The following is a 24,993-nucleotide window of genomic DNA, read 5'->3' on the forward strand; positions in this document are numbered from 1 at the left end:
CGCTTCTTCCTCGGTTTGGTGGTCATAGCACGAGCAAAACACCCGATCCCATCCCGAACTCGGCCGTTAAGTGCCGTCGCGCCAATGGTACTCCGTCTTAAGACGTGGGAGAGTAGGTCACCGCCAAACCTAGAAAGAAGCGATATCTCTATAACGATCCAAGCCCAACCAGCGCGGGGTGGAGCAGCCCGGTAGCTCGTCAGGCTCATAACCTGAAGGCCGCAGGTTCAAATCCTGCCCCCGCAACCAAAAACTTGCAGTAACATCAAAGATTTGCACAGCGCCCGATGGGGCGCTTTTTGCATTGCACGTTCCAGGTCAACACCTCACGCCCCGCCTCACCGCGGGGCTTTTTGCTGTCTGAACCTGGGCCGTGACGCTGATATCTCCGCTCCATGGCGCAAGTTATTCCGCCCTTGAACCGCGGCCCTCGCCGAGGACGCGTTTGAGGGCGCGCAGGAGGTCGTCCTTGGCGACCGGCTTCATCAGCTGCACATCCTCGACCCGCAGGCCGTTGCCGTGGATGGCCGCCTCGTTGGGGTAGCCGGACATGAAGATCGCCTTCAGATCGGGGTCGACCGCGCGCAGGGCCTTGACGAGGCCGGTGCCCTGAAGCCCGCCTGGCATCACGATATCGGTCAGGATCAGATCGAAGGGCGCTTCCTCTTCGAAGGCACGGATGGCCATGGCGGCGTTTTCGGCCTCGAAGACGGAATATCCCTCGATCTGCAGCCGGGCCTTCATCACGCGGCGGACGGCGGCTTCATCCTCCACCAGCAGGATCTTGCCGCGCAGAGGGGCGAGGGCCGGGGCTTCCTTCAGCTCGGGCAGGGCCTCATCCACGTTGAAGACGGCGCGGAAATAGACCTTGACCGAGGTGCCGACGCCGACCTCGCTATAGATGCGCACCGTGCCGCCGGACTGCCGGGCAAAGCCGATCACCGAAGACAGGCCGAGACCCGTGCCCTTGCCGACCGGTTTGGTGGTGAAGAAGGGCTCGAACACCCGTTCCAGGTTTTCCGGCGGAATCCCCTCGCCGGTGTCCGAGATGGCGACCATGACATAGCGGCCGGGGTCGATCGCCTCGTCGCGAAACTCGATATATTCCTCAGTCAGACGGATGTTCGCCGTCTCGATCGTGATCTTGCCGCCATGGGGCATCGCGTCGCGGGCGTTGATCACGAGGTTCAGGATCGTGCTTTCGGTGGAGCTGCGGTCGGCGCAGACCTTCCAGAGGCCGCCGGTCAGCGCCGTCTCGATCTCGATATTCTCTGGCAGGGTGCGGCGGATCATCGAATCCATGTTGCGCGCCACATCGTTGAGGTTGAGCGTCACCGGCGCCAGCGGGGCCTTGCGGGCAAAGCTCAAGAGGCTGCGGGTCAGATCGCGGCCGCGCAGGGTGGCTGCGATGGCTTCGCCGACATAGCCGTCCTTCTGGGCGGGATCGGGGTCTTCCTGCAGAAGTTCAAGGTTGCCGAGGATCACCGCCAGCAGGTTGTTGAAATCATGCGCCATGCCGCCGGTCAGACTGCCGATCGCCTCCAGCTTCTGGGTGTGCAGGATGATTTCATGGCTCTTGCGCAGCTCTTCCTCGATCTTGGTCTGGTCGGTGATGTCCAGCACCAGGACCGTCCGCGTCGTCGCCAGGGCCGAGCGGTGCTGCGGAGCGGCCAGAACATGGATGCGTTTGCGCCGGCCGGAAACGGTGGTGATATGCGCCTTGATGTCGAGCGCATCGGCGCTGGTGCCGGACAGCGAGAAGGCCTGTTTCAGGGTTTCCACATCGGCCTCTGCCGCCGTGTTCCAGATCCGCTCCGGCGCCTCCAGGATCTCTGCGGCGGTCAGGCCCCAGATGTCATGACATTTCGGCCCGATATAGGTGAAGATGGTCTGGCCATCGCCCAGTTTGCTGCAGCGGACGATGGCGCCCGGCACGCTTTCGACCAGATCGGCGAAATGCGCTTCGGTTTCGGCCAGCTTCTGCCGCGTGGTGACGACATCGGTGATGTCGCGCAGCGCGCCCACCATGCGCCGGGGGCGACCCGTGGGGTCGGTCTCGATGACCCGGCCCAGACCCTCGACCCAGATGATCGACCCGTCGGACCGGCAAAGCCGGTAGGTGGCCGTATAGGTCGACCCGGTCTCGGCCGCGGCGGAGATCTTTTGCAGCACGCCGCCGATGTCGTCGGGATGGATGAAGAAACTGGCCAGTGGAAAAGGATGGTCGAGAAGCCCGTCATGGATGCCGGCGATCCGGCTGAACACCTCGTTGTGGCTGACGATATTGGTGTCGAGATCCCAGTCCCAGGTGCCCGCGCCGATGGCCGACAGCACGAGGTTCGGCAGTTCCGCTGATTTACGCATTTTGGCACCCTTTGAGCCCACGGCACAGAAATCACTGACCAATTGGCTCAGAAGGGCAAGGCCGTCGTCTGAAGCTATGTCCCGTAACTCCGCCGCAGGATTGCAGACTAACACCATGACGGCGCCAAACAAACTGCTTCCGGTTGACCGGCCCTTCTTTCCGGCAGAGGCGGCCCCGGCCTGCCGCCCCGCGCCGTTTGACGTGAGGAAAGCGCGGGTGATGGCCGTCATGATCGCATCCGCCAACTAGCGGGCAGGGCGGTCAGGCCCTGGGGTTCCAGACTTCGGGGTTGAGCGCGGTTTCCGGCAGGCGGCCGGAGAGGGCGGTCACGACATGGCCCGCCGCCCCCTCGGCCACACGGCGCAGCGCCTCTTCGGTCGTGGCGCCCAGATGCGGGGTGAAGACGACATTGGGAAAGGCTGCGAGCGGGCCAAGCGGGGCATCCTGCCCGTAGACATCCAGTCCGGCCCCGCCGAGACGGCCCTGCGACAGGGCGGCCAGAAGCGCCGCCTCATCGACCAGACCGGCGCGGCCGAAGTTCAGAAGGATCGCCCCGGGTTTCATCGCGGCAAAGGCCGCTTCCCCGATCAGGTGGTGCGATTCCGGCCGCATCGGCGTGTGAAGCGAGATCAGGTCCGCCTCGGCCAGCCCCTCTACCAATGTGGAAACGCGGGTGAAACCCTGCGTCTCCGGCGCGCGCGGCGAGAAGACCAGCACCCGCATCCCCAGCGCCAGATGCAGCATCTGGCCCAGATCGCGGCCGATCGCCCCCCAGCCGACGATCAGCGCGGTCTTGCCCGACAGTTCGGTGAAGCGGGCGGATTCACGAAAGCCCTTCTGGCCCTGCCGTTCCGCACGGTCGGCGGGGGCGATCCCGCGCGCCACCGCAATCGCCAGCCCCAGGGCCAGTTCGGCCACCGACCGGGCATTGGCGCCGGGCGTGTTGGCGACGAGCACGCCTTTGGCAGCCGCCGCCACCTTGTCCACCGCGTCATGGCCGGTGCCGTGGACGACGACGACGCGCAGCCGGTCGGCGGCGGCAAAGGCCTCGGCCTTCAGGCCGGCATCCCGAGTGATCACCGCCGCGCATCCCGCGATATGCGCGGCCACGACCGCCATGTCGGGCGAAGGGCAGAAAACCGGGGTGATCCCGGCGGCGCGCAGGGTCTGAAGGCCGGCGTCATGGATCGGTTGGACGATGAGGCATTTCATGCAGAGAGGCTTTCCAGGGTCTGAAGGCGCTGAAGCCGGGAGGATCGGCCTCCCGGGCTTCGATGCGAGGTTGTAGCTTTGGTCAGGGGGTTTGTCATGGCGGCTTCGCCCGCCTTGGCAGATCACCCCGCCGGATGCTGCCGCAACCCCTCGCATGTCGCGACAAAGGCCCGGATCGCGGCGCTGCGCGGGCCGGAGCGGTTCCACAAGACGCCCATCTGTCGCGCCTCGCTGTCGGGCAGGGCGATGCGTTGCAGCCTGATCCCCTCGGGCCAGGGCGGGGCCCAGTCGGGGACCAGCGCCACGCCAAGCCCCCGGCTGACCAGCGCCGCGATGGAATCCAGCGCGTCAAGCTCCAGCCATTCCTGAACCTTCAGCCCGTGCTGGCGCAGATAGCGGTCGACGATCTGCCCGCCCCATTGGTTGCGGTCATAGCGGATGAAGGGCTGGCTGCGGATCACCTGATGCACCTGTTCCACGTCCAGGCCAAGCGGCGCCAGCAGGACCAGGGGTTCATGCCGCAGGGTCAGCCAGCCGGTGGTCTTGGGCATCGGAAACTGCGGCCTGACGATCAGCGCGGCATCGAGCTCTCCCGCCAAAGCCGCATGATAAAGGTCCACCGACGCGCCGGGCCGCAGGAAATAGTCGATCTGCGGGTTGCGCGCCCGCAGGGTGGCGATGATCTCAGGGATCAGCCCGGTCAGGGCGGTGGCGGTCGCCCCGATCCGCAATTGCCCGGCGGGTAGGTCCGTGGCGGCAATCGCCCGCAGATCGCGCACCCCCTCGATCAGGGCCTTGGCATGGGCCAGCACCGCAAGACCCGACTCCGTCGGCTGCACCCGCCGCCCGACCCGGGCGACCAGCGGATGGCCCAATTCCGCCTCCAGCGCCTGCAGCTGCTGCGCCACGGCGGCGGGCGTGAGGTTCAGCCGCCGCGCCGCCTCGGCAATCGAACCGGCCTCGGCCACGGCGACATAGCTTTCCAGGAAACGCGTGTTCACGAGATAGTTTTCCTGTCTTCTGAAGATGCAATCCCTGATATTTTGTCACTTTATGTCTTGCCCTACAATCCGCCCGTCCCGGGCCTGCCAAAGGCTCCCGAAGGCAGGAGCCGCCATGTCGATCCAAAGCAAATTCAGCCGTCTGGCCACCGACAATGCCCCCGGACAGGAGGGCCGCCAGCAGACCGTCGGGATCGAGACCCTGATGCGCGGCGGGGTGCTGGAGGGGCGGGCGGTCGATTTCTCGCATGGCGACGTGGACGCCTTCCCGCCGCCGCCCGGGTCCTTTGAAATCTTCAGCGCCGGGGTCCGTCTGGGCGCCAGACAGGCCTATACCGAATACCGCGGCGACATGGGCATCCGCGAGATGGTGGCTGCGCGCCTTGCCGCCTTCACCGGCGCGCCGGTCGATGCGCGGGATGGTCTGATCATCACCCCCGGCACGCAAGGCGCGCTGTTTCTGGCGGTGGCCAGCACGGTTTCACGCGGCGACAAGGTGGCCATCGTGCAGCCCGACTATTTCGCCAACCGCAAACTGGTGGAGTTCTTCGAGGGCGAGATCCTGCCGGTTCAGATGGACTATGCCGGAAGCGCGGGCCGCGCCGGGCTGGACCTTGGCCAGTTGGAGGCGGCGTTTCAGGCAGGCGCAAAGCTGTTCCTGTTTTCCAACCCGAACAATCCGGCTGGCGTGATCTATTCCGCCGAAGAGATTGCCGCAATCGCCGCCCTGTCGGCCCGCTATGGTGCCATGGTCATCGTCGACCAGCTTTATGCGCGACAAGTGTTCAGCGACAGCCTTTATACCCATCTGCGGGCCTCGGCGCCGAATGTCATCACCATCATGGGGCCCTCCAAGACGGAATCGCTCAGCGGCTATCGGCTGGGCGTGGCCTTCGGTCCGACAGAGGTGATCGCACGGATGGAGAAGTTGCAGGCCATCGTCTCCCTCCGCGCCGGGGGCTACAGTCAGGCGGTGCTGCGCCAGTGGTTCGATGAGCCGGCGGGCTGGCTGACCGAGCGGATCGCGCAGCATCAGGCGATCCGCGATGATCTGCTGCAGATCCTCCGCGCAGTGCCGGGCGTGACCGCCCGCGCGCCCGAGGCGGGGAGTTACCTCTTCCCCGCCCTGCCGGAGCTGGCGGTCTCCCCTGCCGATTTCGTCCGCCTTCTGCGGTTGCAGGCCGGGGTGATCGTCACACCGGGGACCGAGTTCAGCCCCCATGCCGCATCCAGCCTGCGCCTCAACTTCTCGCAGGATCACCGGGCCGCGGTGCAGGCGGTGGAGCGGCTGGCCGCGCTGGTCGAAAGGTACCGCGCATGACTGCGGTCACGGGGCAGGGCATGCCGGTGCCGCAGGGTCATTATGTGCCCGCGACCCGGCATGGCGCGATGATATTCACCGCGGGCATGACGCCGCGCCGGGCGGGGGTTCTGCTCTTCACCGGACCGGTCAGGGCCGAGGATGATCTGGCCCGCCATCAGCCCGCGGTGGAGCTGGCCTGCGGCAATGCCCTGACCGCCGCGCGCAGCCTGCTGCAGCCGGGGGAGGTGCTGGGCGCGGTCCTGTCGCTGACGGTCTTCATCGCGGCCGAGGCGGGGTTCACCCGGCATTCCGCGCTGGCCGATCTCGCCTCGGCCTTTCTGGTGGCGGAACTTGGGCCCTCCGGCATCGGGGCAAGGGCGGCGGTCGGGGTCGCGACCCTGCCCGGCAATGCGCCGGTGGAAATTCAGCTGGTGGCGGCGGTCCGCACGCTCTGACGCCGCGGCCCAAGGCCCCAAAACCATTGTATAATACTGCACCCTCGCCCGGCGTGGCATTCAGGGCGGGCAAACACGGATGCCCTGCGGCTTCATCAAATTCGCGACCGTCACAGCCTGCGCGCCCCCCGGCCCGCAAACGGAAGCGGTTTGTCCGTGGAAGGCGCTTCGGCCTTCGCCCCGTGACATACGAAAGGAAACGCCATGAAAATCCTGACCGACATGATCCTCTCCCAATCCGCCTATACCGCCGAAATCGACCTGCCTCTGGACAAGATCGACATCGCCGACTGGCTCTTCACCCTGCCCGAGGCGGAATATCTGCGCTGCTGCCCGCCCGATCACATCGGCTCTGGCGTCACCACCACCGATGACGGGCGCCGCATGGTCATCAACGTGGAAATGATCGGCACCGGTCTGGTCATCCAGCATTATGTCGCCGAGGAGGCCACGCCTGCCTATTGCCGGATGAACTCGGTCTCGGATGTGTTCACCGCCGTCGGGCGCACCCAGGTCAACGTGATCTGGGAGCTGAGCGCCGAGGCGATCGAGGGCGGGCGGACGCGCTACACCAACCGGGTGACCTCGCACCCGACCGATGTCTTCCTCGATTTCCTCGCCGCACATGGCCAAAGCTTCGAACAGGCCGCCGCCGCCCGCCAGGAGGCCGGTGGCGATCACAACCGCCGCGAGACGCCGCTTTTCGCCGCCAGCATCGGGCGCCGGGCGATTGCCAAGGCCTGACGGCGTCTAGTCTTCCTGCGGGGTGGCCTGAAAGTTGCGCATGTCATGCGGCGCGAAAAGCTGGGCCACCCAGTCCGAGAAGGCCTTCAGCCGAGGATTGGGAAAGCGGCTGGCGGGATAGACCAGGTGGACGACGTGCGGCTTCGGCTTCCAGTCGGGCAAAAGCTCCACCAGCTCGCCGCTTTCGAACTTCGGGCGGCAGAGGAAGCCGAAGCTTTGCCCGATCCCGAGGCCAGCGCAGAGGCTGCTCAGGTGGGCGGTGCTTTCGTTGACCGCCACGCCCTGGGTCACGGTGATCTCCAGCGTCTCGCCCGCACGGGCAAAGCGCAGCGGAACCCGCTTGCCACTGGAGGCGGAGAAATAGCTGATCACCTGGTGATTGCTCTCGATCTGTGACGGATGATCCGGGCGCGTCCGCCCCTTCAGATAGGAGGGGGCGGCGCACAGCACATAATCCAGCGCGCAAAGCCGCCGCGCGATCAGCGTCGTATCGGCCAGCGCGCCGCCGCGGATCACGCAATCCACCCCATCCTCCACCAGATCGACATGGCGATCGCTGACTCCCAGCAGCAGTTCGATCCCGGGGTAGCGGGCCTGGAACGCCGGCAGGGCGGGGATCAGCAGAAGGTTGGCAAAGACCGAGCCGACATCGACCCTGAGCCGCCCGCGCAGGACCCCGCGGTGCCCGACGATGGCGGCATCCATCTCATCCAGGTCCGACAGAAGCTTCAGCGCGCGTTCGTAATAGGCGGCACCCTCGGCGGTGATGGTGACGGCGCGGGTCGTACGCTCCATCAGCTTGGCGCCGACATGGGCCTCGAGGTCCTGCATCATCTTGCTGACCGAAGAGCGCGGCAGGTTCATCTGGTCGGCGGCCTTGGCGAAAGAGCCCGCCTCGGCGATGCGCGTGAAGGCACGCAGGGCAAGAAGCTGATCCATGATATCCTCCGCAATGCCAGCGCCCAGATATGACGGGGCGGGACCCCTGCCGTCAAGCGTGGCGGGGGCGGGGCGATTTCATCCTTTATCCGCAAGGGCATAGCGCGTAGGCCCCCCGGGCCCGCCCTGCGCAGTGGACCCGGGCACCGGGCCGGGATTATCCATCCCACGGAATAGTAAGTCCAATCTGCGTGACTTCCGGGACGGGCAGGCAGGGCCTAACTTCCTCTCATCAGACGGCAAGGGGGCCACGAACTTCCACCCCCGCGCCCTTCCAGGAGACCACCATGACCCGCCCCGCCCCAACCCGGTTTTCCGGGACCAGCCCCGCTCATCGCAAAGCCTTGCGCTTGGGGACCGGCGTCGCAGGTCCGGCGCGGCCTTCCAGGGCAGACCTGCGCACCGCCTGAACCGAGACAAACCTCATCCGAATGGAGACCATCATGACCAGCAGACTTTCCGGCAAGACCGCCCTCGTCACCGGCGCCACCAGCGGCATCGGCCTCGCCACCGCCAAGGTGCTCGCCTCCGAAGGCGCACATGTCTACATCACCGGCCGCGGCAAGGCCGCGCTGGACCGCGCCGTGGCCGAGATCGGCACCCAGGCCACCGGCATCCAGGCCGATTCTTCCAGGATGGAGGATCTCGACCGCCTGTTCGCCCAGATCCAGGCCGAGAAGGGCCGTCTCGACGTGCTTTTCGTGAATGCCGGCGGCGGCTCGATGCTGCCCCTGGGGCAGATCACCGAAGAACATTTCGACGAGACCTTCGACCGCAACGTGAAGGGCGTGGTCTTCACCGTGCAAAAGGCGCTGTCGGTGCTGCGCAAAGGCTCCTCGGTGATCCTGACCGGGTCGACGGCGGGGACCGAGGGCACGGCGGCCTTCAGCATCTACAGCGCGTCGAAAGCCGCGGTGCGCAACCTCGCCCGTTCCTGGGCGCTGGACCTGAAGGACACCGGCATCCGCGTCAACGTCGTCAGCCCCGGCGCCACCCGCACCCCCGGCCTCGTCGAACTGGCGGGTGACGATCCGCAAAGCCAGCAGGGCCTTCTGGACTACCTCGCCTCGCGCATCCCGCTGGGTCGGGTCGGTGAGGCCGAAGAGATCGGCAAGGCGGTCCTGTTCCTCGCCTCGGACGATTCGAGCTTCGTCAACGGCGCCGAACTCTTCGTGGACGGCGGCCAGGCCCAGGTCTGAACCGGAGCGGCGCAACGCCGCTCCCCCAACCCCCAAAGGAGGATGCGCCATGCGCGCAGTTGTCTATACCAAATATGGCAAGCCCGAAACGGTGCTGAAGACGATCGAGGCCCCGGAGCCCGCCGCGCCCGGACAGGGCGAGGTTCTGGTCCGGGTCCTGCTGCGCCCGGTGCATCACGGCGATCTTCTGGGCATCGCCGGGCGCTATCAGACCGGCGGTGCCGCGACCCCTCCGGCCGGCGGCGTGCGGGTCGGGTTCGAGGGTTACGGCGTGGTCGAGGCCGCTGGCCCCGGCGTGGCCCTGCAGAAGGGCAGCCGCGTCGCCTTCTTTCCCGGCGCGGGCGCCTGGAGCGAGAAAGCCCTGGTCCCGGCGCAGTTCGTCACCGAAATCCCGCCCGGCGTCAGCGATGAGGCCGCCGCACAGCTGCACGTCAACCCTCTGACCGCGGCCCTGCTGCTGCGCGCGGTCGAGGCTTCGGGCGCGCAGCCGGGGCGGGATGTCGTGGCCCTGACCGCGGCAGGCTCGGCAGTGGCGCGGCTGGTGATCAGCCTGCTGCTGGAGCGCGGCTATGACGTGATCGGCATCGTTCGCCGCGCGGCTGGGGCCGATGCGCTGCACCTGGTCTTTCCCGACCTGCCGGTGGTTTCGACCGAGGCGCAGGACTGGCGGGGCCAGGTGCAGACCGCGGTTGCGGGCCAGCCGATCCGCGTTGTGCTGGACCCGGTGGCGGGCGAGACCGCCTCGGCCATGGCGGGGCTTCTGGCGCCGGGTGGCACTCTGGTGTCCTACGGCGATCTGTCCGGCCAGCCCATCGCGGTTCCGGCGCTTTACTTCTCGACCCGCGATCTGAAGATCAGCGGCGTCACCGTGGGCCGCTGGGCCAGCCTGCCGGCCGAGATTCGCCAGCAAGACCTGGAACTCGCGCTCGACCTCGCCGCGCGCAGGCCGGACCTCTTCCCGGTCGAGGCCAGCTATGACCTGAACGAGGCCGGCGCCGCCGCAGCCCGGGTCGAAAGCCTCGGCAAGACCGGTGTCGTGCTGCTCGACTCGCGGTAGCCGCAGCGCGGGGCCGCGGCGTCACCCGTTCTCGGCCCCGATCTGAAACCAGCCGGGCAGCGCCTGGATTCCGGCCCAAAGCCGGGCCGGCAGGCGCAGGCCCGGCACCTTGGCGGGGTCGAGGCGGGTGGCGATCCTCCGCGGCGCCTCTTGCGCCAGCTTGACCCAATCGGGGTTCATCACCAGCGCCTTTCCCAGGGCCACCATCGAAAGACCAAGCGCCAGCGCGGCCTCTGCCTCGGCGGGGGTGCGCACCCCGCCCGCGGCGATCAGGGGCAGGTCACCCACCGCTTGCGCGAAAGCGGTCAGCGCGGCGCGGCCTTCGGGGGCCAGGATGCTTTGAAGCGAGACATGCAGATAGTCGATCTGGCCCTGCAGCCTTTCCCCCAGCGCCACGGCATCGGCAAGCTGCAGCCCGCCCGCCTCGCTTTCGGACGGAGAGATGCGATAGCCCAGAAGGAAGGGGCGCCCGGCCTCTGCGATGACGCGGCGCACCTCGGCCACGACGGCGCGGGGAAAGCGCATCCGTGCCTCGGCGCTGCCACCCCAGCCATCGCGGCGCTGGTTGTACAGGGGCGAGAGGAAATTCTGCAAAAGGAAGCCATGCGCGCCATGCAGTTCGACCCCGTCAAAGCCGGCAGCGATGGCGCGGCGCGTGGCCTGGCCAAAGGCGGCGACGGTGGCCGTGATCTCCTCCTCGGTCATCTCACGCGGGGTCAGGGCAGGGGCAAAGGGCGTGGCGGTGGTGGTCACGGCGCTGGCGCTGACGGCGTCCAGACCGGGCAAGGCCTTGTTTCCGGCGTGAAAGATCTGCAGCACCGCCAGCGCCCCGCCGCTTTTGGCCGCAGAGGCCAGCGCGCGCAGCGAGGGCAGGAAGCGGTCGTCGTGGCAGGCAAATTCATCGGTGAAGCCCTGGCCCTCGGGGGTGACGTGGCTGCAGGCGGTGAGGGCAAGGCCCACGCCGCCGACCCGCGCGCGCATCCAAGTCAGCTCCTCCTCTGAGACCGTGCCGTCGGGATTGCCGGACCATGTGGTCATCGGCGCCAGGGCATAGCGGTTGCGCGGGGTCATTCCGTTGGGAAAGGCAAAGGTGGTCATCGGGGTCTCCTGTCTGATGCGGGCAAGATAGGGGGCTGGGTTTCCCGCGATTAGCCGATATAATCGGCATGGCTTCATGAGAGATTTGCATCAATGAAACGCGATGAGCTGACCGATCTTGCGGCCTTTGCCACGGTGGCCCGGGCGGGCAGCTTTACCCGCGCGGCGCAGGAACTCGGCCTGTCGCAATCCGCGCTGAGCCATGCGATGAAGGCGCTGGAGGCGCGGCTGGGCGTCAGGCTTCTGGCGCGCACCACGCGGTCGGTGGCCACGACCGAGGCGGGAGAGCGGCTGCTGCACAGGCTTTCCCCCGCGCTGGACGAGATCGCCGAAGGGCTTTCCGCCCTGGGCGATCTGCAGGGCAAGCCGACCGGGCCCCTGCGGATCGTGGCGACCAAACATGCGATCGACACCGTCATGCTGCCGCGCCTGCCGGGATTTCTGGCGGATTATCCCGGCATCAGGCTGGACCTGATCAGCGACGACAATCTGACCGATATCGTCGCCGAACGCTTCGACGCCGGCATCCGCTTTGGCGATATCGTGGAAAAGGACATGATCGCGGTCAGGCTCGGCCCCGATATCCAGATGGCGGTGGTGGGGGCACCAAGCTATTTCGCCACCCGATCCGCCCCGCAGACCCCGCAGGACTTGGCCGCGCATCTGTGCCTGAACTATCGGCACATCAAATCCGGCGGGCTCTACGCTTGGGAATTCGTCATGGGCCAACGTCCGGTCAAGGTGCGGGTCGAGGGCGGGCTTGTCTTCAACAACACCGACCTGATGTACAGCGCGGCGCTGGCGGGTCTGGGGCTGGCCTTCGTCTATGCGGACATGGCGGCCGAGGATCTGGCACGCGGCAGGCTGGTCCGCGTGTTGCAGCCCTTCTGTCCGGTCTTTCCCGGCTATCACCTCTACCACCCGAGTCGCCGCCAGACGCCCGCGGCCCTTTCCGCGCTGATCGGCGCGCTGCGCTTTCGCGGCTGAGATGCGCTCTGCCATCGCCGGGCTGGCCGCAACGGCCCGGGCGCGCTAGACTGCCATGACCCGGATCACAGGATCGCCATGGATTTCATGAACCTCCTCCGCTCGGCGGAACTGCTGCTTTACGAGGTGGTCTCCTGGCTCGTGTTCTTCCCACTGACCCTGTGGCGCTGCATCACCCGGCCAACGGCGATGATCGCCTATGCCGAACGGGAGCTGGCACTGCCGCCCGAGGAGCAGTTCTCCGAGGCGCTGAGCCCGCCGATCTTCCTGTTCCTGACCCTGATGATCGCCCATGTGATGCAGACAAGCCTCTTCCACAGCGGCGTGGCCTTCACGGGCCTGCTGGCCGACCAGCGCAACCTGCTGATCCTGCGCGCGGTGGCCTTCAGCCTGTTCCCCCTGCTTTTGGGGATTCAGCATGTCCGGCTGGCGGGTCAACCCCTGAACCGCAAGACGCTGCGGCCGATGTTCTATGCGCAATGCTATGTCACGGTGCCCTTCGTGCTGGCGCTGGATCTGGCGCTGATGCTGTCCGGTTCGGGCCGCGGCTTGGTGGGGCTGGCGGTGTTCGTTGTGGGGCTGATCTGGTACGCGGTGGCCTTGTCGCGCGGCTTCATGGTGCACCGCAACATCGGCCGCACCTCCGCGCTCGTTCAGACTTTGGTGGCGATCCTGCTGGGCTTTATCTGCTTTCTCGCCACCATCTTCCTGTCTTACCTCGGCGCGCAAGCCTCTTAGGCCCGCGTCCCGCCCGGTTCACGGATCGGGGCCGAACTGCGCCTGGCCCAGGGCATAGGCGAAGAGAAACCCGGTCCAGTCGTTCAGGATATGCGCCCCGGCCGAGACCCAGAGATTTCGGGTGGCGATATAGGACAGGGTCAGAAGCACCCGCGCCGTGCCGATCCCCAACAGCGCCTGCCCCCAGTTCCAGTCATAGGTCGGCAGATGCGCCGCGCCGAAAAGCAGGGCCGAGGTCAGCAGGGCCACGGCAATCCCGATCCAGCGCGGCAATCCCAGGCGCGTCACGCAAAGCCAGAGCATGGCAAGGAAGGGCAGGATGCCCAAAAGTTCCTCGCCGATCAGCTGCGGCACGGTCGTTACCAGCAGGCCCGCCAGGGCGCCCGGGCTCATCCGGCCGATCGCCTCCAGCTGCGGGTTCTGGCTGAAGGTGAAGACCTTGCTCAGGATCACGCCGATGGCGACCGACCCGCCCAGCGTCAGCGCGGCGAACAGCACCATCTGCACGACCTGCCAGACCCCGACCCTGCGGAACAGGGCCGTCCAATGCCGCCCGGCCACACCGCGCAGCGCGATCAGCGGAATGGCGAGGAACAGCAGCGCCGGGATCAGGCTTTGCGGAAACCCCTGCAGCGGCAGGCCGACCAGCGCCGCATAGGCCAGCGCGACCGAGGCCATCAGGATCAGCCAGCCGCGCCCATCCACGCCGACCGGCTGATCGGCGTAAAAGGGAAAGTCCGGTCTGTCCGCCATGCGCATCCTGCCTTGTTGCGAAATTCTTCCGGCGCATCGCACCCCGGCCCGACCCATCAACCACAGGGACCCGGTCCCGTCACCCCGTGGGCGAACCCCGTGCGGCAAACTCGCATCTTCTTGCCGCAGGGGACAACCCGATGCTGGCCTATTCGACGTAAAGCGTCAGGGAATAGGCTGCCGTCTCGCCCCGTCGGGCGGCATTGCGCATCAGATAGACGTCGATGACGTAATTGCCGCTGGAGGGGATGGTCACCGTGGTGCCATTGGTGGCCATCGAACTGTTGTACATCGCCTCCGAAGCGCCCGGCGCGGTGATGTTGAAATAAAGGCTGGCATTGCGGGAATCCAGTTGCACGCTCATCTTCTGGCCGGCGGTGACGCCAAGGCTGTACTGGACCGAGCCGTAGCCCTTCACCTTGGAATGGATCGTCGTGCCAGAGGTGCCACGGTCGAAATGCACCGTCTCGTGGCGGATGTCATCCGCTTGGGCGGCGGTCGCGGCCATCATCACGGCAAGGGCGGCAATACGGCTGAAACGAAGCATGGTCATCACAATGATCCTTTCCCGGTTGAAACGGCGGAATGTCCGCCCCGATCAGAGCCGATACATCCCTGCAATGCAAGAACTGGCTTTTTGCAACCCTTGCAGGAGTGGCGCCCAATGCGCCACCCCCGGCCGCTGGGGTCGGTCAGTCGACGCCGTATTCCAGCATCTTCTCCAGCCCTTCGGTCAAAAACTCGCCCACTTCCGGCTGGCCGAGGAGATAACGGCTGACCAGTCCTTCGTGCTGTTGCCGGGCGAGGGCCTTGGTCTCTTCCCACTCTTCCGGCTCGGCATCGCCGCGGCCGATCCAGAACAGGGCGACCAGCGCGTCCTTCTGTTCGTCGTCCATGCTTTCGATCTCTTGCGTGATCTCGTCGCGGCTCAGATCGCCGGAGGATTCCTGCAGGGTCTCGGCCACTTCGTCATCGGTGGCATTGCCGCCGAGGTCAGAAATATCCACCCCCTCCTTCGCCATCACCGCGTTGAAACGCAGGACCAGCTCCTCGATCTCGGATTCGTCAAAAGGCAGTGCGGCCATGAAATGCTCCTGTCGTGCTATCGCCATTGTCGGCAAACCTGTCCGATCCTGCACTGATTCCGATCGGGCGGCATCCCTTTTCTGGCGGGGCGGCGGGACTTAGCTTTTCAGGATCGCGGCGTAGTTCGGGTCGAAGTTGCGGCTGATCGGTTCAGCGGCGGCCCCGGTGGCCACGATCCAGGGATCGCCCCGGCCGATCAGCAGCGGCAGGCGGCGCGGCTGGCTGCCCATCGGGCCGCTTTGCGCGTTCACCCGTGCCGCAAGGGCCTGGATCAGGGCCGGGGGTGCGGTGCCGCAAAGGATCACCGCATCCGGGTCCAGCAGCAGCTGCAGGATACCCGCCAGCCAACCGAGCCTGCGCGCAGCCTCGTCCAGCCAGAGGGTCAGATCCGCGCTCGGCTGGCGCAGCAGCGCCTCGATCTGGCCGAAAAGGGCGGCGTCGGCATGGTCGAGCCCGAAGCGCGCGCAGAAACTGCCAAGCGCCACGGCATGTTCCATCACCGCGCCGGGACCTGCGGCGCCAAGGTCGCGGATCATCCCGATCTCGCCCGCATTGCCGAACCGCCCGTTGAAGAGGTCGCGGTTCAGGATCAGCCCGGCGCCAAGACCATAGCCGAGGTACAGACAGACCCCGTTGCGCAGGCCATGCGCCTTGCCGGTCATCCTTTCCGCCGTGGCGGCGGCAGAGGCGTCGTTCTGCACGTTCACCGCAAGGCCGGTGCGTTCGGCCAGTTGCGCGGCCAGCGGGATGCCCTGCCAACGCGCCATGGTGTAATCCTCCTCGCCCGGATCGCCGGTTTGCGGGCCGAAGGGGCCGGGCATCGCGATGCCAAGGCCCACCGTCCGCGCCGCAGAACCGGGGTGCAGCGCCTCAAGATCGGCCTGGCATCCGGCGACCAGCAGGGCCAGCTGCTCCACCCCCGCCTGGGGATCGGACAGGCCGATCTTCAGGCTGCGGCGCAGCAGCACCTCGCCCACGAGGTTCATCACCACGGCCCGCGCGACATGGCGGTCGATCTGCACCCCGATCGAGAAGGCCCCGGTCGGCGCGAGGTGATAGGGCAGGGCCGGCTTGCCGCGCCCCTCCTTGACCGTCTCGCCGGCGGTGACCAGCCCGTCACGCTCCAGCTCTTCGATGATGTTGGACAGGGTCTGCTTGGTGAGCAGCGTCGCCCGCGCCAGATCGGCCCGCGACAGGGCGCCGTTGCTGCGCAGCGCGTCGATCACGACACGCCGGTTATGGACCGCCGCAGCCCCGGCGCTGGTGCCGGACATGGCCCGGATTTGGCCCTTGATCTGAGCCCGGAGGGGAGAGGGTTTCGCCGTCATGAAAAAGACATTGACATGTCACGGGGCGCGGCGCAATTATTAAGTCCATCAGTTGGACTAAATACCCGCAGAGGAAGGTCCGGCAGATGCGCTCCCACCGATCCAACAGGAGAGACCCATGAAATCCCCCTTGCACGCGCCGCTTCTTGCCGCGACCGCCCTTTTCGGGCTGACCGGTCTGGCCCAGGCCGAGACGACGCTGAACGCGCTCTTCATGGCGCAGGCGGCCTATAGCGAAGATGACATCCGGGCGATGACCGCAGGCTATGAAGCCGCCCATCCGGATGTGAAGGTGCATCTGGAATTCGTCCCCTACGAAGGCCTGCACGACAAGACCGTGCTGTCGCAGGGCGCGGGCGGTGGCTATGACGTCGTGCTGTTCGACGTGATCTGGCCTGCCGAATATGCCACGAACAAGGTGCTGGTCGATGTCACCGACAAGATCACGCCCGAGATGAAATCCGGCGTCCTGCCCGGCGCCTGGACCACGGTCACCTATGACGGCAAGTCCTATGGCATGCCCTGGATTCTCGATACCAAATATCTGTTCTATAACAAGGCCATGCTGAAGAAGGCCGGGATCGACACCCCGCCCAAGACCTGGGCCGAGCTGAAGGCCGATGCGCAGAAGATCAAGGACGCCGGCATCGTCAAGTTCCCGATCGCCTGGAGCTGGTCGCAGGCCGAGGCCGCGATCTGCGATTACACCACGCTCCTCAGCGCCAATGGCGGTGACTTCATCAAGGACGGCAAGCCGGATTTCCAGACTGGCGGCGGGCTTGCCGCGCTGAATTACATGGTCGACAGCTATTCCAGCGGGCTGACCAACCCGAACTCGAAAGAGTTCCTGGAGGAAGACGTCCGCAAGGTCTTCCAGAACGGCGATGCGGCTTTCGCGCTGAACTGGACCTATATGTACAATCTCGCCAATGACCCCAAGGAAAGCAAGGTCGCGGGCGATGTCGGCGTGGTGCCCGCGCCGGGGGTCGAGGGCGTGTCGGAGGTTTCGGCGGTCAACGGCTCGATGGGGCTGGGGGTCACCTCGACCTCGAAGAACCCCGGTGAGGCCTGGGATTACATCACCTACATGACCTCGCAGAAGGTGCAGAACGCCTATGCCAAGCTGAGCCTGCCGATCTGGGCCAGTTCCTACACCGATCCCGAGGTGACCAAGGGCCAGGAAGAGCTGATCGCCGCCGCCAAGACCGGGCTGGCCGCGATGTATCCGCGCCCGATGACGCCGAAGTATCAGGAAATGTCGCTGGCCCTGCAACAGGCCATCCAGGAGGCGCTTCTGGGCAATTCGGCGCCGGAAGAGGCGCTGCAAGGCGCCGCCGAAAACAGCGGGCTCTGACCCTTCGCCTGCGCTGCCTTCGTGCGGCGCAGGCCCTGCCGTGCCACGGGCCGGCCAAGACCTCCTCCCTTCTGACAAGGCCATAGAGATGTCCACGGAACGCCTTTCGCCGCGTGTCTGGTTTCTGATGCTGCCCCTGCTTCTGGTGATGCTGGCCGTCATCGGCTGGCCGCTGATCGACACCGTCCGCCTGTCCTTCAGCGATGCCAAGCTGGTGGGGACCGGCGGCGCCTTTGTGGGTTTTCAGAACTATATCAAGCTTCTGGGCAGCGCGAGCCTGCACACGGCCTTCTTCACCACGCTGAAATTCACCCTGTGGTCGGTCAGCGCCGAACTGGTCCTGGGCGTGCTGGTGGCGCTGCTGCTGAACCAGCAATTCTACGGCCGCACCGTGCTGCGTGCGCTGATGATCCTGCCCTGGGCCCTGCCCACGGTGGTCAATGCGACGCTGTGGCGGCTGATCTACAACCCGGAATATGGCGCGCTGAACGCGGCGCTGACCAGGATGGGGCTGATGAGCGACTACCGGTCCTGGCTGGGCGAGCCGGGCTCGGCCATGGTGGCGCTGATCGTGGCCGATGTCTGGAAGAACTTCCCCTTGGTCGCGCTGATCGCGCTGGCGGCCTTGCAGGCGATCCCGAATGACATCCGCGCAGCGGCGATTTCGGATGGCGCCAATGTCTGGCGGCGGTTCCGCTATGTGACCATGCCCTATCTCGTCGGGCCGCTGCTGGTGGCGCTGGTCTTGCGGACGATCGAGGCGGTCAAGGTGTTTGACCTGATCTGGATCATGACCCGGGGCGGGCCGGCCAACACGACGCGCAGCCTGTCGATCCTGGTCTACCAAGAGGCCTTCGCCTTTCAACGGGCCGGTTCGGGCGCCTCGCTGGCCCTGATGATCACCCTGATGATCACGGTTCTGGCGGTGGCTTACCTCATGCTGATGCGGCGCCTGGCGGGGGAGGGGCGGTGATGGAACGTCAATCGCGTGGTTTCCAAATATTCGTTCACATTATGGCCTTGCTGGTCGCGCTGGTCATCCTCGCCCCGCTGGCCTGGCTTTTCGTGATGAGCATTTCCTCCGCCGCCGACCTCTCGGCCAAGCCGCTGCACTGGTGGCCCGAGGCGCTGGACCTTTCCCGCTATGCCACCCTTCTCAGCCGGGACGAGGGGTCGGCGGGGGCGGCCTTCCTCGCCTCCCTCGGCAACAGCCTGAAGGTGGCGGGCATGGCGACGCTGGCGGCGCTGGCGGTGGGGGTGCCCGCCGGATGGGCGGCCTCGCGCCATCCGCAACTGGGCTGGACGCTGGGCGGGGTGATCGCGACCTATATGCTGCCGCCGGTGGCACTTTCGGTGCCGCTTTACCTGATCCTGTCGAAATTCGGCCTTCTGAACAATGTCTTCGGGCTGGCGCTGGTGTACCTCAGCATCCTCGCGCCCTTCGTCACCTGGCTTTTGAAAGCCGGTTTCGACCCGATCCCGAAGGATCTGGAGCAGGCGGCGGCGATCGACGGCGCGCGGCTGGACCAGATGTTGCGCATCGTGATCCTGCCTTTGGCCATGCCGGTCATCGCCACCGCGCTGATCTTTGCCTTCCTCCTGGCTTGGGATGAGTTCTTCTACGCCCTCCTCTTCACCTCCACCGAACAGGCCAAGACCATCACCGTGGCGATTGCCGACCTCGCCGGGGGCCGCGTCTCCGACTACGGGATGATCGCCGCCGCCGGGGTGATCGCCGCCCTGCCGCCGGTTCTGATCGGCATTCTCATGCAACGCGCCCTGATTTCCGGGCTGACCAACGGAGGTGTCAAAGGATGACAACCCATACCGCAACCCAGAACCTGGTGCTGAACGCGCTTTATGCCGAGATGGCGCGCCAGATGGATGACAGCCGCGACACGATCACCGGGAACACGGACAAGGCCGCCGTCATTGCGGCGACGATCAAAGCGAACAATCGTTTGGTCATGCTCGGCATGGGCGGATCGCATGCCGTGGGCCGCGCCTTGGAGCCGTGCTACCGCGCGCTGGGCATCGACGCCGTGGCCGTGCCGTTGTCCGAACAACTGGACAAACCCCTGCCGCTTGCCGGGTGCAGCGTCATCGTCGCCTCGCAATCGGGGGAAAGCGCCGAGGTCCTGCGCTGGTTCGCCGAGGGTCACGCGCCAAAGGACACCTTTGGTCTGACGATGGAGCCGAACTCCTCGCTCGCCCGGCTGGCGACCTGTCTGGTCGGCGCGGGCGGGTCCGAGATCCCCTTTGCCGCGACCCGCTCGCTGACCGTGACGCTGGCGCTGCATGCGGCGGTGCTGCAGGCGCTGGGCGCTGATCTGGCCGAGACGCTGGCGGTTCTGGCCGCGCCGCAGGTGACCGAGGTTGCCGCTGCCGTCACCGCCCTGGCGGCGGTGCGCACCATCGTCACCTCGGCCCGCGCGCAGCAGGGCGTGGCCGAGGCCATCGCCCTCGGCCTCACCGAACTGTCGCGCCTGCCCTGTTTCAGCCTGGAGGGCGGCCAGCTGCGCCACGGCCCGGTGGAGATGCTGGGGCCGGAGGTTGGCGTGGTGATGTTCCGCGCCGCCGATCCTTCGGCACCCTATGTGACGAGCCTCGCCAGCTTCATCCTCGCCACCAGCGCCTCGCCCCTCGTCATCTTCGACGCCTCGGGCCTGCCGCCGGTGGCGGGGGCGGTGACGGTCGCTTGCAAGCTCTCCTCGGGCCTTGCCGCCTCTTTCGCGCTCTTGCCGGCGGCGCAGCGGTTCATGGTGGATTTTGCAGCCTCCCGCGTCGCCGATGTCGGCACGCCGCTGCGCTGTTCGAAAGTGACGAAGGTCGAATGAAGATGCAGACCCCTCTTGCCACGGTCGGCAATGTGAATGTCGACCTGATCCTCGGGCCGGTGGCGCCCTGGCCCGCGCCGGGTTCGGAAGTGCTGTGCCCGCAGGACGAGCTGCGGGTTGGCGGGGCGGCGGGCAATGTCGCCCTGGCCTGGCAGGCGATGGGCCTGCCCTTCCAATGCGCCGCCAGCACCGGGTCTGACCATTACGGCGACTGGCTGCGCGCGGGCTTTGGCGCCATCGCCAGGGGCTGGACCCGCAGCGCCGCCAAGACCGCGCTGTCGGTCGGCGTGACCCATCCCGATGGCGAGCGGACCTTCCTCAGCACGCTGGGCCATCTGCCGGAATTGACCTGGCCCGAGGTGGAGGGCCAGATCGACTGGGCACGGCTGAAGGGCGGCACGCTGCTGCTTTGCGGCTGTTTCCTGATGAACCGACTGGTGGCGGATTATGACCTTCTGTTCGACCGCGCCGCGGCATCCGGGGTCAAGGTGGCGCTGGATACTGGCTGGCCGGTCGAGGGTTGGACCGATGCGGTGCGCGCCCGGATGCGCGGCTGGGTCGGTCGCAGCGCGATGGTCCTTCTGAACGAGGTCGAGGCGATGAACCTGACCGGCGCCTCCGAGGCGAAGGGCGCGCTGTCGGCCCTCGCCGCCCTGCTGCCAGAAGGCGGGATTGCCGTGGTCAAGCTGGGGCCGAAAGGGGCCATGGCGCAGCAGAACGGCCAGTCCTGTGCGGCAAAGGCCCCACGGGTCACGGTCTGCGACACGATCGGCGCGGGGGATGTGTTCAACGCGGCCTTCCTCGCCGCCCTTGCGCAGGGCGTCCCCCTCGCCCCGGCTCTTGAAAGCGCGGTGGCCACGGCGTCGCGCGCGGTTTCCACCTCTCCCCGGTCCTATACAACGCAGGAAGTCTTGGCATGAGCACGCTTGAACTCAAGGACATCCACAAGACCTTCGGCACGACGCAGGCGCTGAAAGGCATCGACCTGAGCCTCAGTTCGGGCGAGTTCCTTGTTCTGCTCGGCGCTTCGGGCTGCGGCAAGTCCACGCTTCTCAGCATGATCTCCGGTCTGGCCGACACGACCGAGGGGCAGATCCTGCTGGACGGGCGGGTGCTGAACGGGGTGCACCCGAAGGACCGCGACATTGCGATGGTCTTCCAGTCCTATGCGCTTTACCCGAACCTTTCGGTGGCGCGGAACATCGGCTTCGGGCTGGAAATGCGCAATGTCGACAAGGCCAGCCGCGACAAGGCTGTGGCCGAGGCGGCGCGGATGCTGCAGATCGAACATCTTTTGGACCGCAAGCCCGGCGATCTTTCCGGCGGTCAGCGCCAGCGCGTCGCCATCGGCCGGGCCATGGTGCGCCAGCCCAAGCTGTTCCTGTTCGACGAGCCGCTGTCGAACCTCGACGCCAAGCTCCGGATGGAGATGCGGCACGAGATCAAGCGCCTGCACCAGATGCTGAAGGTGACGGTGGTCTATGTCACCCATGACCAGATCGAGGCGATGACCCTTGCCACCCGCATTGCCGTGATGAACGGCGGCCGGATCGAACAGCTGGGCTCCCCGGCCGAGATCTACAACCGCCCCGCCACCCGCTTCGTCGCCGAATTCATCGGCGCGCCGCCGATGAACATGCTGCCCACCACGCCCGTCGCGGGTGGCCTGCGGCTTGGCACCTCGCAGACCGTTCTGCCCTGTGTGGCGCCTGAGACGGAGGTCCTTGTGGGCATCCGGCCCGAGGCCCTGAAGCCGACGCCGATGCCCGGAAGTCTGGCCCTGTCCGGCGGGATCACCATGGTCGAACTGACCGGGCCGGAACAGATCGTGACCCTCGACCTCGCCGGAACGCCGCTGACCGCCACCGTTCCGGCAGAGTTTCCGGCCGAACCGGGGCAGAGCTTGGATCTGTTCGTCATGCCCGACCGTCTCTCGGCCTTCGAGGTGGCAAGCGGGGCGCGGACCGAGGTGCAATTGCTCGACCTTTGAGGCTGCCCCAAAATGAAATGACCCCGCTGCCAAGCATTCACCCTGGCTGCGGGGTCACGCCTGGGGTCGTCAGGTCAGACGAGGGACTTGAGATCGCCCTCGGTCGGGATGCGGCCCTGCGGGGTGAAGCCGTTGACCACCTCGGGCAGCGCCTCTTTCAGGCGCAACAACAGCTCGTCACGCGACAGGCCGGTCTTTTCCGACAGTTCGGTCAGCGTATCGGAGCCGAGGGCATTGGCCAGCTCGTCAGTCGCGATCGGCATGTTGGGCCGGTCTGAAATCCAGCTGTCGGCGGCTGCCGCCGGACCCGCGATCTTGAAACGGTCCATGAGGTCGTTCAAGGCGGTGGAGAGGTGATTGGATTGCAGGAACTGGCCGATATCGGCCAGAAAGCCGCCGCTTTGCGGGGAGGTCTGATAGGCGGGGGCCGCGCCGGCTGTCGCCGCCCTCTGGCGGGCATCAGCCAGCATTCCGCTGATCTTGTCACGGTTCTGGTAGCCTGCGACGGCGGCCAGACCAAGCAGGGCAAGCAAGGAAGGTGTCGATCTTGACATGATGAATCTCCGCTGAAGGGGGGTGACGCCCGGCAAGCCGGGGTCACGCGGGGGGCAGGGGATCAGGCGCGCTTGCGCATCATCCCCCAGACGAGAAGAACGATGACGGCGCCGACGACGGCCCCGATCAGCCCGGCGCCTTCGCCCGGCGCATACCAGCCGAGGCTTTGACCGAGGAAGGTCGCGACGAAAGCGCCGATGATGCCCAGGATGGCGGTCAGGACGAAGCCCGCGGGCTCATTGCTGCCCGGGGTGACGAATTTCGCGATCACACCCGCGACGAAACCGATGATGATGGTCCAGATGATACCCACGTTGGCCTCCTGTTGTTGAAATCTTCGCGGCATCAACGCACCAGTCCGTGACTTGTTCCCTCGCGTCAGCAATTAACCTTTGTCGGGGTCAGTTCTTCTGGTGCTGCAGAAAGAACCGCAGCATTTCGCGCGAGGCGTCGGGGCCTTCGGGGTCGGTATAGCTTCCGGCGGACTTGCCGCCGGCCCAGGCATGGCCCATGCCGTCGATCTCCCAATATTCGGCGAGGCTGCGGCCATCGGCATGGTGATGCCGCGTGGCACGGTAGCGGCGCCCGCCGTCAGAGACATCTTGCCGCGTCGTGGCGCGCAGCGGCGGCATGGCCTGCAAGGCCTGGGTCAGGACCGCGGTGCCGTTGTCGGGATGCACCGTGCTGTCGGAGAGGCCCTGAAACACCACGGTCGGCACGATGGTCTGGTGCGGGCGACCCTTGGCCCCGCCGCGCATCGCGGCGAAGGCGGAAGGCACGTCGCGCGCGCTGCCCGCGGGCAGGCCGGAATGGACGCCGACCGCGCTGAAGATCTCGGGATAGGCCGCGGCCACCACGACCGCCGCCGCCCCGCCCGCCGAGAGGCCGGCCACATAGGTCCGCGCCGGATCGCCCTGGTGGTCGCGCCAGATGTCGCGGGTCAGACCGGCGATCAGCGCCGGCTCGCCCCTGTCGCGGTGCTGATCCTCTGGGCGGTACCAGTTCCAGCATTTCTGCGCATTGGCGCCGGAGGGCTGGGCCGGATAGGCGACGAGGCAGCCGAACTCTTCCGCCAGGGCGTTCATCCCGGTGCCTGCGGCGAAATCCTCGGGGCTTTGCGTGCAGCCATGCAGCATGACGATCAGGGGCATCGGCCCCTTGCCCCGCTTGACCGGGATGTAAAGCCGGTAGCTGCGGCTGCCCTGCGGGCTGGTGTGGGTCAGCGACAGGAATTCTGCCCCCACGGGCAGCGGCCCGGCCCCGCCGAGCGGCCCCCGCACCGGCATGCCGCCCGCAGCAATCTTGCGCAGCGTTTCGGCGAGCGGGGTGGCCAGCGGCCGCGCCTTGCGGGCCTTGGCCTGAGGCGGAGCGGTGTCCGGCCCGACCCGGGTGAAGGTGCCGTCGATCGTGGCATCGTCCCGCGCCGGGTTCGCCTCGGCCTTGCCGCCCGACAGCAGGGCCTGGATCGCCTCGGTCGCCTCTTTCAGCTTGCCGGAGCGGGTGAGTTCGGTGGCCTTGGCCATGCCGCGTTTGAAAGGATTGTTCATCGGAATGCTTTCTTGAAAAGGGGGTCAGCTGATCCGGTCGGCGAGGGCGGCCTTGACCGCCTCGCTGGCCTGCAGCGCGCCAAGGACGCTCAGCGCGCCGATCGTGGCACGCGCCAGTTCGGCGGATATGTCGGGCGCCATGACAGCAAGGCCAAGAACCCTGATGTCCATCATCTCGCCCGCCGCCTCTGCCGCGGTCAGCTCGGCCTTGGTGATGTGACGCACGCCCAGGTCGACGCTTTTGCGGGTGACGAGCTGGCGCACCGTGTCAGCGTGCCGCTCGATCTGGTTGCGGATCGCGGTGCGGATGAAATCGCTGCGGTTGGAGTAGAAGCCTTCCTGCACCAGAAGCTCGATCTGGCCCAGATCGACATAACCGAGGTTGATGGTCAGCTTTTCAGACTCGGGCACCTTGGTCGGTGTGACCAGCATAGGTTTCGGCATG

Annotated in this window: 26 protein-coding genes, 1 tRNA gene and 1 rRNA gene; 15 read left to right on the top strand and 13 right to left on the bottom strand. The window is 66.6% G+C overall.

From position 1 onward, the window contains the following. The first annotated feature begins 14 nt into the window (after positions 1–14). Together rrf and AC1DZT_RS00010 are read left to right on the top strand one after the other, a co-directional pair. Positions 15–129: ribosomal RNA gene (gene rrf, locus AC1DZT_RS00005) — 5S ribosomal RNA — on the top strand. Positions 130–172: 43 nt separating this feature from the next. Continuing rightward, positions 173–249, top strand: a tRNA-Met gene (locus AC1DZT_RS00010). Positions 250–405: 156 nt separating this feature from the next. Here AC1DZT_RS00010 and AC1DZT_RS00015 read toward each other — a convergent pair. The 3 genes from AC1DZT_RS00015 to AC1DZT_RS00025 form a co-directional block, all read right to left on the bottom strand. Continuing rightward, entirely contained in the window at positions 406–2,364 is a 1,959-nt protein-coding gene (locus AC1DZT_RS00015) for a hybrid sensor histidine kinase/response regulator (protein ID WP_478004533.1), read from the bottom strand. 262 nt (positions 2,365–2,626) lie between these two features. Then, the gene (locus AC1DZT_RS00020; protein ID WP_478004534.1) at positions 2,627–3,577 is read right to left on the bottom strand and encodes an NAD(P)-dependent oxidoreductase; all 951 of its coding nucleotides are present in this window, start codon (positions 3,575–3,577) and stop codon (positions 2,627–2,629) included. 122 nt (positions 3,578–3,699) lie between these two features. Next, the gene (locus tag AC1DZT_RS00025; protein WP_478004535.1) at positions 3,700–4,578 is read right to left on the bottom strand and encodes a LysR family transcriptional regulator; all 879 of its coding nucleotides are present in this window, start codon (positions 4,576–4,578) and stop codon (positions 3,700–3,702) included. A 115-nt stretch (positions 4,579–4,693) separates the two neighbouring features. On the opposite strand from AC1DZT_RS00025, the gene AC1DZT_RS00030 reads away from it, so the two are divergent. From AC1DZT_RS00030 to AC1DZT_RS00040, 3 genes are all read left to right on the top strand, one after another. Continuing rightward, positions 4,694–5,899, top strand: a complete 1,206-nt coding sequence (locus AC1DZT_RS00030; protein WP_478004536.1) for a pyridoxal phosphate-dependent aminotransferase — start codon at positions 4,694–4,696, stop codon at positions 5,897–5,899. Continuing rightward, positions 5,896–6,336, top strand: a complete 441-nt coding sequence (locus AC1DZT_RS00035) for a RidA family protein (protein ID WP_478004537.1) — start codon at positions 5,896–5,898, stop codon at positions 6,334–6,336. The genes AC1DZT_RS00030 and AC1DZT_RS00035 overlap by 4 nt, the downstream gene beginning before the upstream one ends. Before the next feature lie 204 nt (positions 6,337–6,540). After that, on the top strand, positions 6,541–7,080 hold the full coding sequence (locus AC1DZT_RS00040) for a hypothetical protein (protein ID WP_478004538.1): 540 nt from the start codon (positions 6,541–6,543) through the stop codon (positions 7,078–7,080). Positions 7,081–7,086: 6 nt separating this feature from the next. On the opposite strand, the gene AC1DZT_RS00045 is transcribed toward AC1DZT_RS00040, so the two are convergent. Next, positions 7,087–8,019, bottom strand: coding sequence for a LysR family transcriptional regulator (locus AC1DZT_RS00045; protein WP_478004539.1), 933 nt, complete (start codon positions 8,017–8,019; stop codon positions 7,087–7,089). Between the two features lie 443 nt (positions 8,020–8,462). Here AC1DZT_RS00045 and AC1DZT_RS00050 point away from each other — a divergent pair, with 443 nt between their 5' ends. Next, on the top strand, positions 8,463–9,218 hold the full coding sequence (locus AC1DZT_RS00050) for an SDR family NAD(P)-dependent oxidoreductase (protein ID WP_478004540.1): 756 nt from the start codon (positions 8,463–8,465) through the stop codon (positions 9,216–9,218). 49 nt (positions 9,219–9,267) lie between these two features. Continuing rightward, positions 9,268–10,275 carry a zinc-binding dehydrogenase gene (locus AC1DZT_RS00055; RefSeq protein ID WP_478004541.1) on the top strand — a complete coding sequence of 336 codons (1,008 nt, stop codon included), beginning with the start codon at positions 9,268–9,270 and terminating at the stop codon, positions 10,273–10,275. A gap of 21 nt (positions 10,276–10,296) precedes the next feature. On the opposite strand, the gene AC1DZT_RS00060 is transcribed toward AC1DZT_RS00055, so the two are convergent. Further along, positions 10,297–11,373, bottom strand: a complete 1,077-nt coding sequence (locus AC1DZT_RS00060; protein WP_478004542.1) for an NADH-dependent flavin oxidoreductase — start codon at positions 11,371–11,373, stop codon at positions 10,297–10,299. Positions 11,374–11,466: 93 nt separating this feature from the next. On the opposite strand from AC1DZT_RS00060, the gene AC1DZT_RS00065 reads away from it, so the two are divergent. Both AC1DZT_RS00065 and AC1DZT_RS00070 read left to right on the top strand, forming a co-directional pair. Further along, positions 11,467–12,360, top strand: coding sequence for a LysR family transcriptional regulator (locus tag AC1DZT_RS00065; RefSeq protein ID WP_478004543.1), 894 nt, complete (start codon positions 11,467–11,469; stop codon positions 12,358–12,360). Positions 12,361–12,438: 78 nt separating this feature from the next. Continuing rightward, positions 12,439–13,098, top strand: coding sequence for an MFS transporter permease (locus AC1DZT_RS00070; RefSeq protein WP_478004544.1), 660 nt, complete (start codon positions 12,439–12,441; stop codon positions 13,096–13,098). Between the two features lie 18 nt (positions 13,099–13,116). Here AC1DZT_RS00070 and AC1DZT_RS00075 read toward each other — a convergent pair whose 3' ends face one another. The 4 genes from AC1DZT_RS00075 to AC1DZT_RS00090 all read right to left on the bottom strand — a co-directional run bounded on the left by AC1DZT_RS00075 (position 13,117) and on the right by AC1DZT_RS00090 (position 16,211). Beyond that, on the bottom strand, positions 13,117–13,851 hold the full coding sequence (locus tag AC1DZT_RS00075; protein WP_478004545.1) for a CPBP family glutamic-type intramembrane protease: 735 nt from the start codon (positions 13,849–13,851) through the stop codon (positions 13,117–13,119). Between the two features lie 148 nt (positions 13,852–13,999). Beyond that, positions 14,000–14,404 (bottom strand): DNA breaking-rejoining protein, encoded by a 405-nt coding sequence (locus AC1DZT_RS00080; RefSeq protein ID WP_478004546.1) that lies wholly within the window; start codon positions 14,402–14,404, stop codon positions 14,000–14,002. Positions 14,405–14,543: 139 nt separating this feature from the next. After that, complete coding sequence (locus AC1DZT_RS00085) at positions 14,544–14,936, bottom strand: DUF3775 domain-containing protein (protein WP_478004547.1); 393 nt, start codon at positions 14,934–14,936, stop codon at positions 14,544–14,546. Between the two features lie 99 nt (positions 14,937–15,035). Then, complete coding sequence (locus tag AC1DZT_RS00090; RefSeq protein ID WP_478004548.1) at positions 15,036–16,211, bottom strand: ROK family transcriptional regulator; 1,176 nt, start codon at positions 16,209–16,211, stop codon at positions 15,036–15,038. 172 nt (positions 16,212–16,383) lie between these two features. On the opposite strand from AC1DZT_RS00090, the gene AC1DZT_RS00095 reads away from it, so the two are divergent. The 6 genes from AC1DZT_RS00095 (at position 16,384) to AC1DZT_RS00120 (ending at position 22,446) form a co-directional block, all read left to right on the top strand. Then, complete coding sequence (locus AC1DZT_RS00095) at positions 16,384–17,619, top strand: extracellular solute-binding protein (RefSeq protein ID WP_478004549.1); 1,236 nt, start codon at positions 16,384–16,386, stop codon at positions 17,617–17,619. An 88-nt stretch (positions 17,620–17,707) separates the two neighbouring features. After that, the gene (locus AC1DZT_RS00100) at positions 17,708–18,592 is read left to right on the top strand and encodes a carbohydrate ABC transporter permease (protein WP_478004550.1); all 885 of its coding nucleotides are present in this window, start codon (positions 17,708–17,710) and stop codon (positions 18,590–18,592) included. Between the two features lie 41 nt (positions 18,593–18,633). After that, a complete protein-coding gene (locus AC1DZT_RS00105; protein WP_478004551.1) occupies positions 18,634–19,437 on the top strand; it encodes a carbohydrate ABC transporter permease in 804 nt (267 codons plus the stop codon). Beyond that, positions 19,434–20,456: an SIS domain-containing protein gene (locus AC1DZT_RS00110; RefSeq protein ID WP_478004552.1), complete on the top strand. Its 1,023-nt coding sequence runs from the start codon at positions 19,434–19,436 to the stop codon at positions 20,454–20,456. Before AC1DZT_RS00105 ends, AC1DZT_RS00110 begins: the two co-directional genes overlap by 4 nt. Before the next feature lie 2 nt (positions 20,457–20,458). Continuing rightward, positions 20,459–21,376, top strand: coding sequence for a carbohydrate kinase family protein (locus AC1DZT_RS00115; protein ID WP_478004553.1), 918 nt, complete (start codon positions 20,459–20,461; stop codon positions 21,374–21,376). Continuing rightward, positions 21,373–22,446 (top strand): ABC transporter ATP-binding protein, encoded by a 1,074-nt coding sequence (locus tag AC1DZT_RS00120; protein ID WP_478004554.1) that lies wholly within the window; start codon positions 21,373–21,375, stop codon positions 22,444–22,446. The genes AC1DZT_RS00115 and AC1DZT_RS00120 overlap by 4 nt, the downstream gene beginning before the upstream one ends. A gap of 74 nt (positions 22,447–22,520) precedes the next feature. Here the strand turns inward: AC1DZT_RS00120 and AC1DZT_RS00125 are convergent, their stop codons facing one another. The 4 genes from AC1DZT_RS00125 to AC1DZT_RS00140 form a co-directional block, all read right to left on the bottom strand. Then, positions 22,521–23,000 (bottom strand): YidB family protein, encoded by a 480-nt coding sequence (locus AC1DZT_RS00125; protein ID WP_478004555.1) that lies wholly within the window; start codon positions 22,998–23,000, stop codon positions 22,521–22,523. Positions 23,001–23,062: 62 nt separating this feature from the next. Then, the gene (locus AC1DZT_RS00130; RefSeq protein WP_478004556.1) at positions 23,063–23,314 is read right to left on the bottom strand and encodes a GlsB/YeaQ/YmgE family stress response membrane protein; all 252 of its coding nucleotides are present in this window, start codon (positions 23,312–23,314) and stop codon (positions 23,063–23,065) included. Between the two features lie 88 nt (positions 23,315–23,402). Continuing rightward, positions 23,403–24,548 carry an extracellular catalytic domain type 1 short-chain-length polyhydroxyalkanoate depolymerase gene (locus tag AC1DZT_RS00135; protein WP_478004557.1) on the bottom strand — a complete coding sequence of 382 codons (1,146 nt, stop codon included), beginning with the start codon at positions 24,546–24,548 and terminating at the stop codon, positions 23,403–23,405. Positions 24,549–24,572: 24 nt separating this feature from the next. Next, a complete protein-coding gene (locus AC1DZT_RS00140; protein WP_478004558.1) occupies positions 24,573–24,992 on the bottom strand; it encodes a CopG family transcriptional regulator in 420 nt (139 codons plus the stop codon). Between the last annotated feature and the right edge of the window lies 1 nt (position 24,993).

It is taken from the genome of Rhodobacter sp. P1_C2, assembly GCF_056406375.1.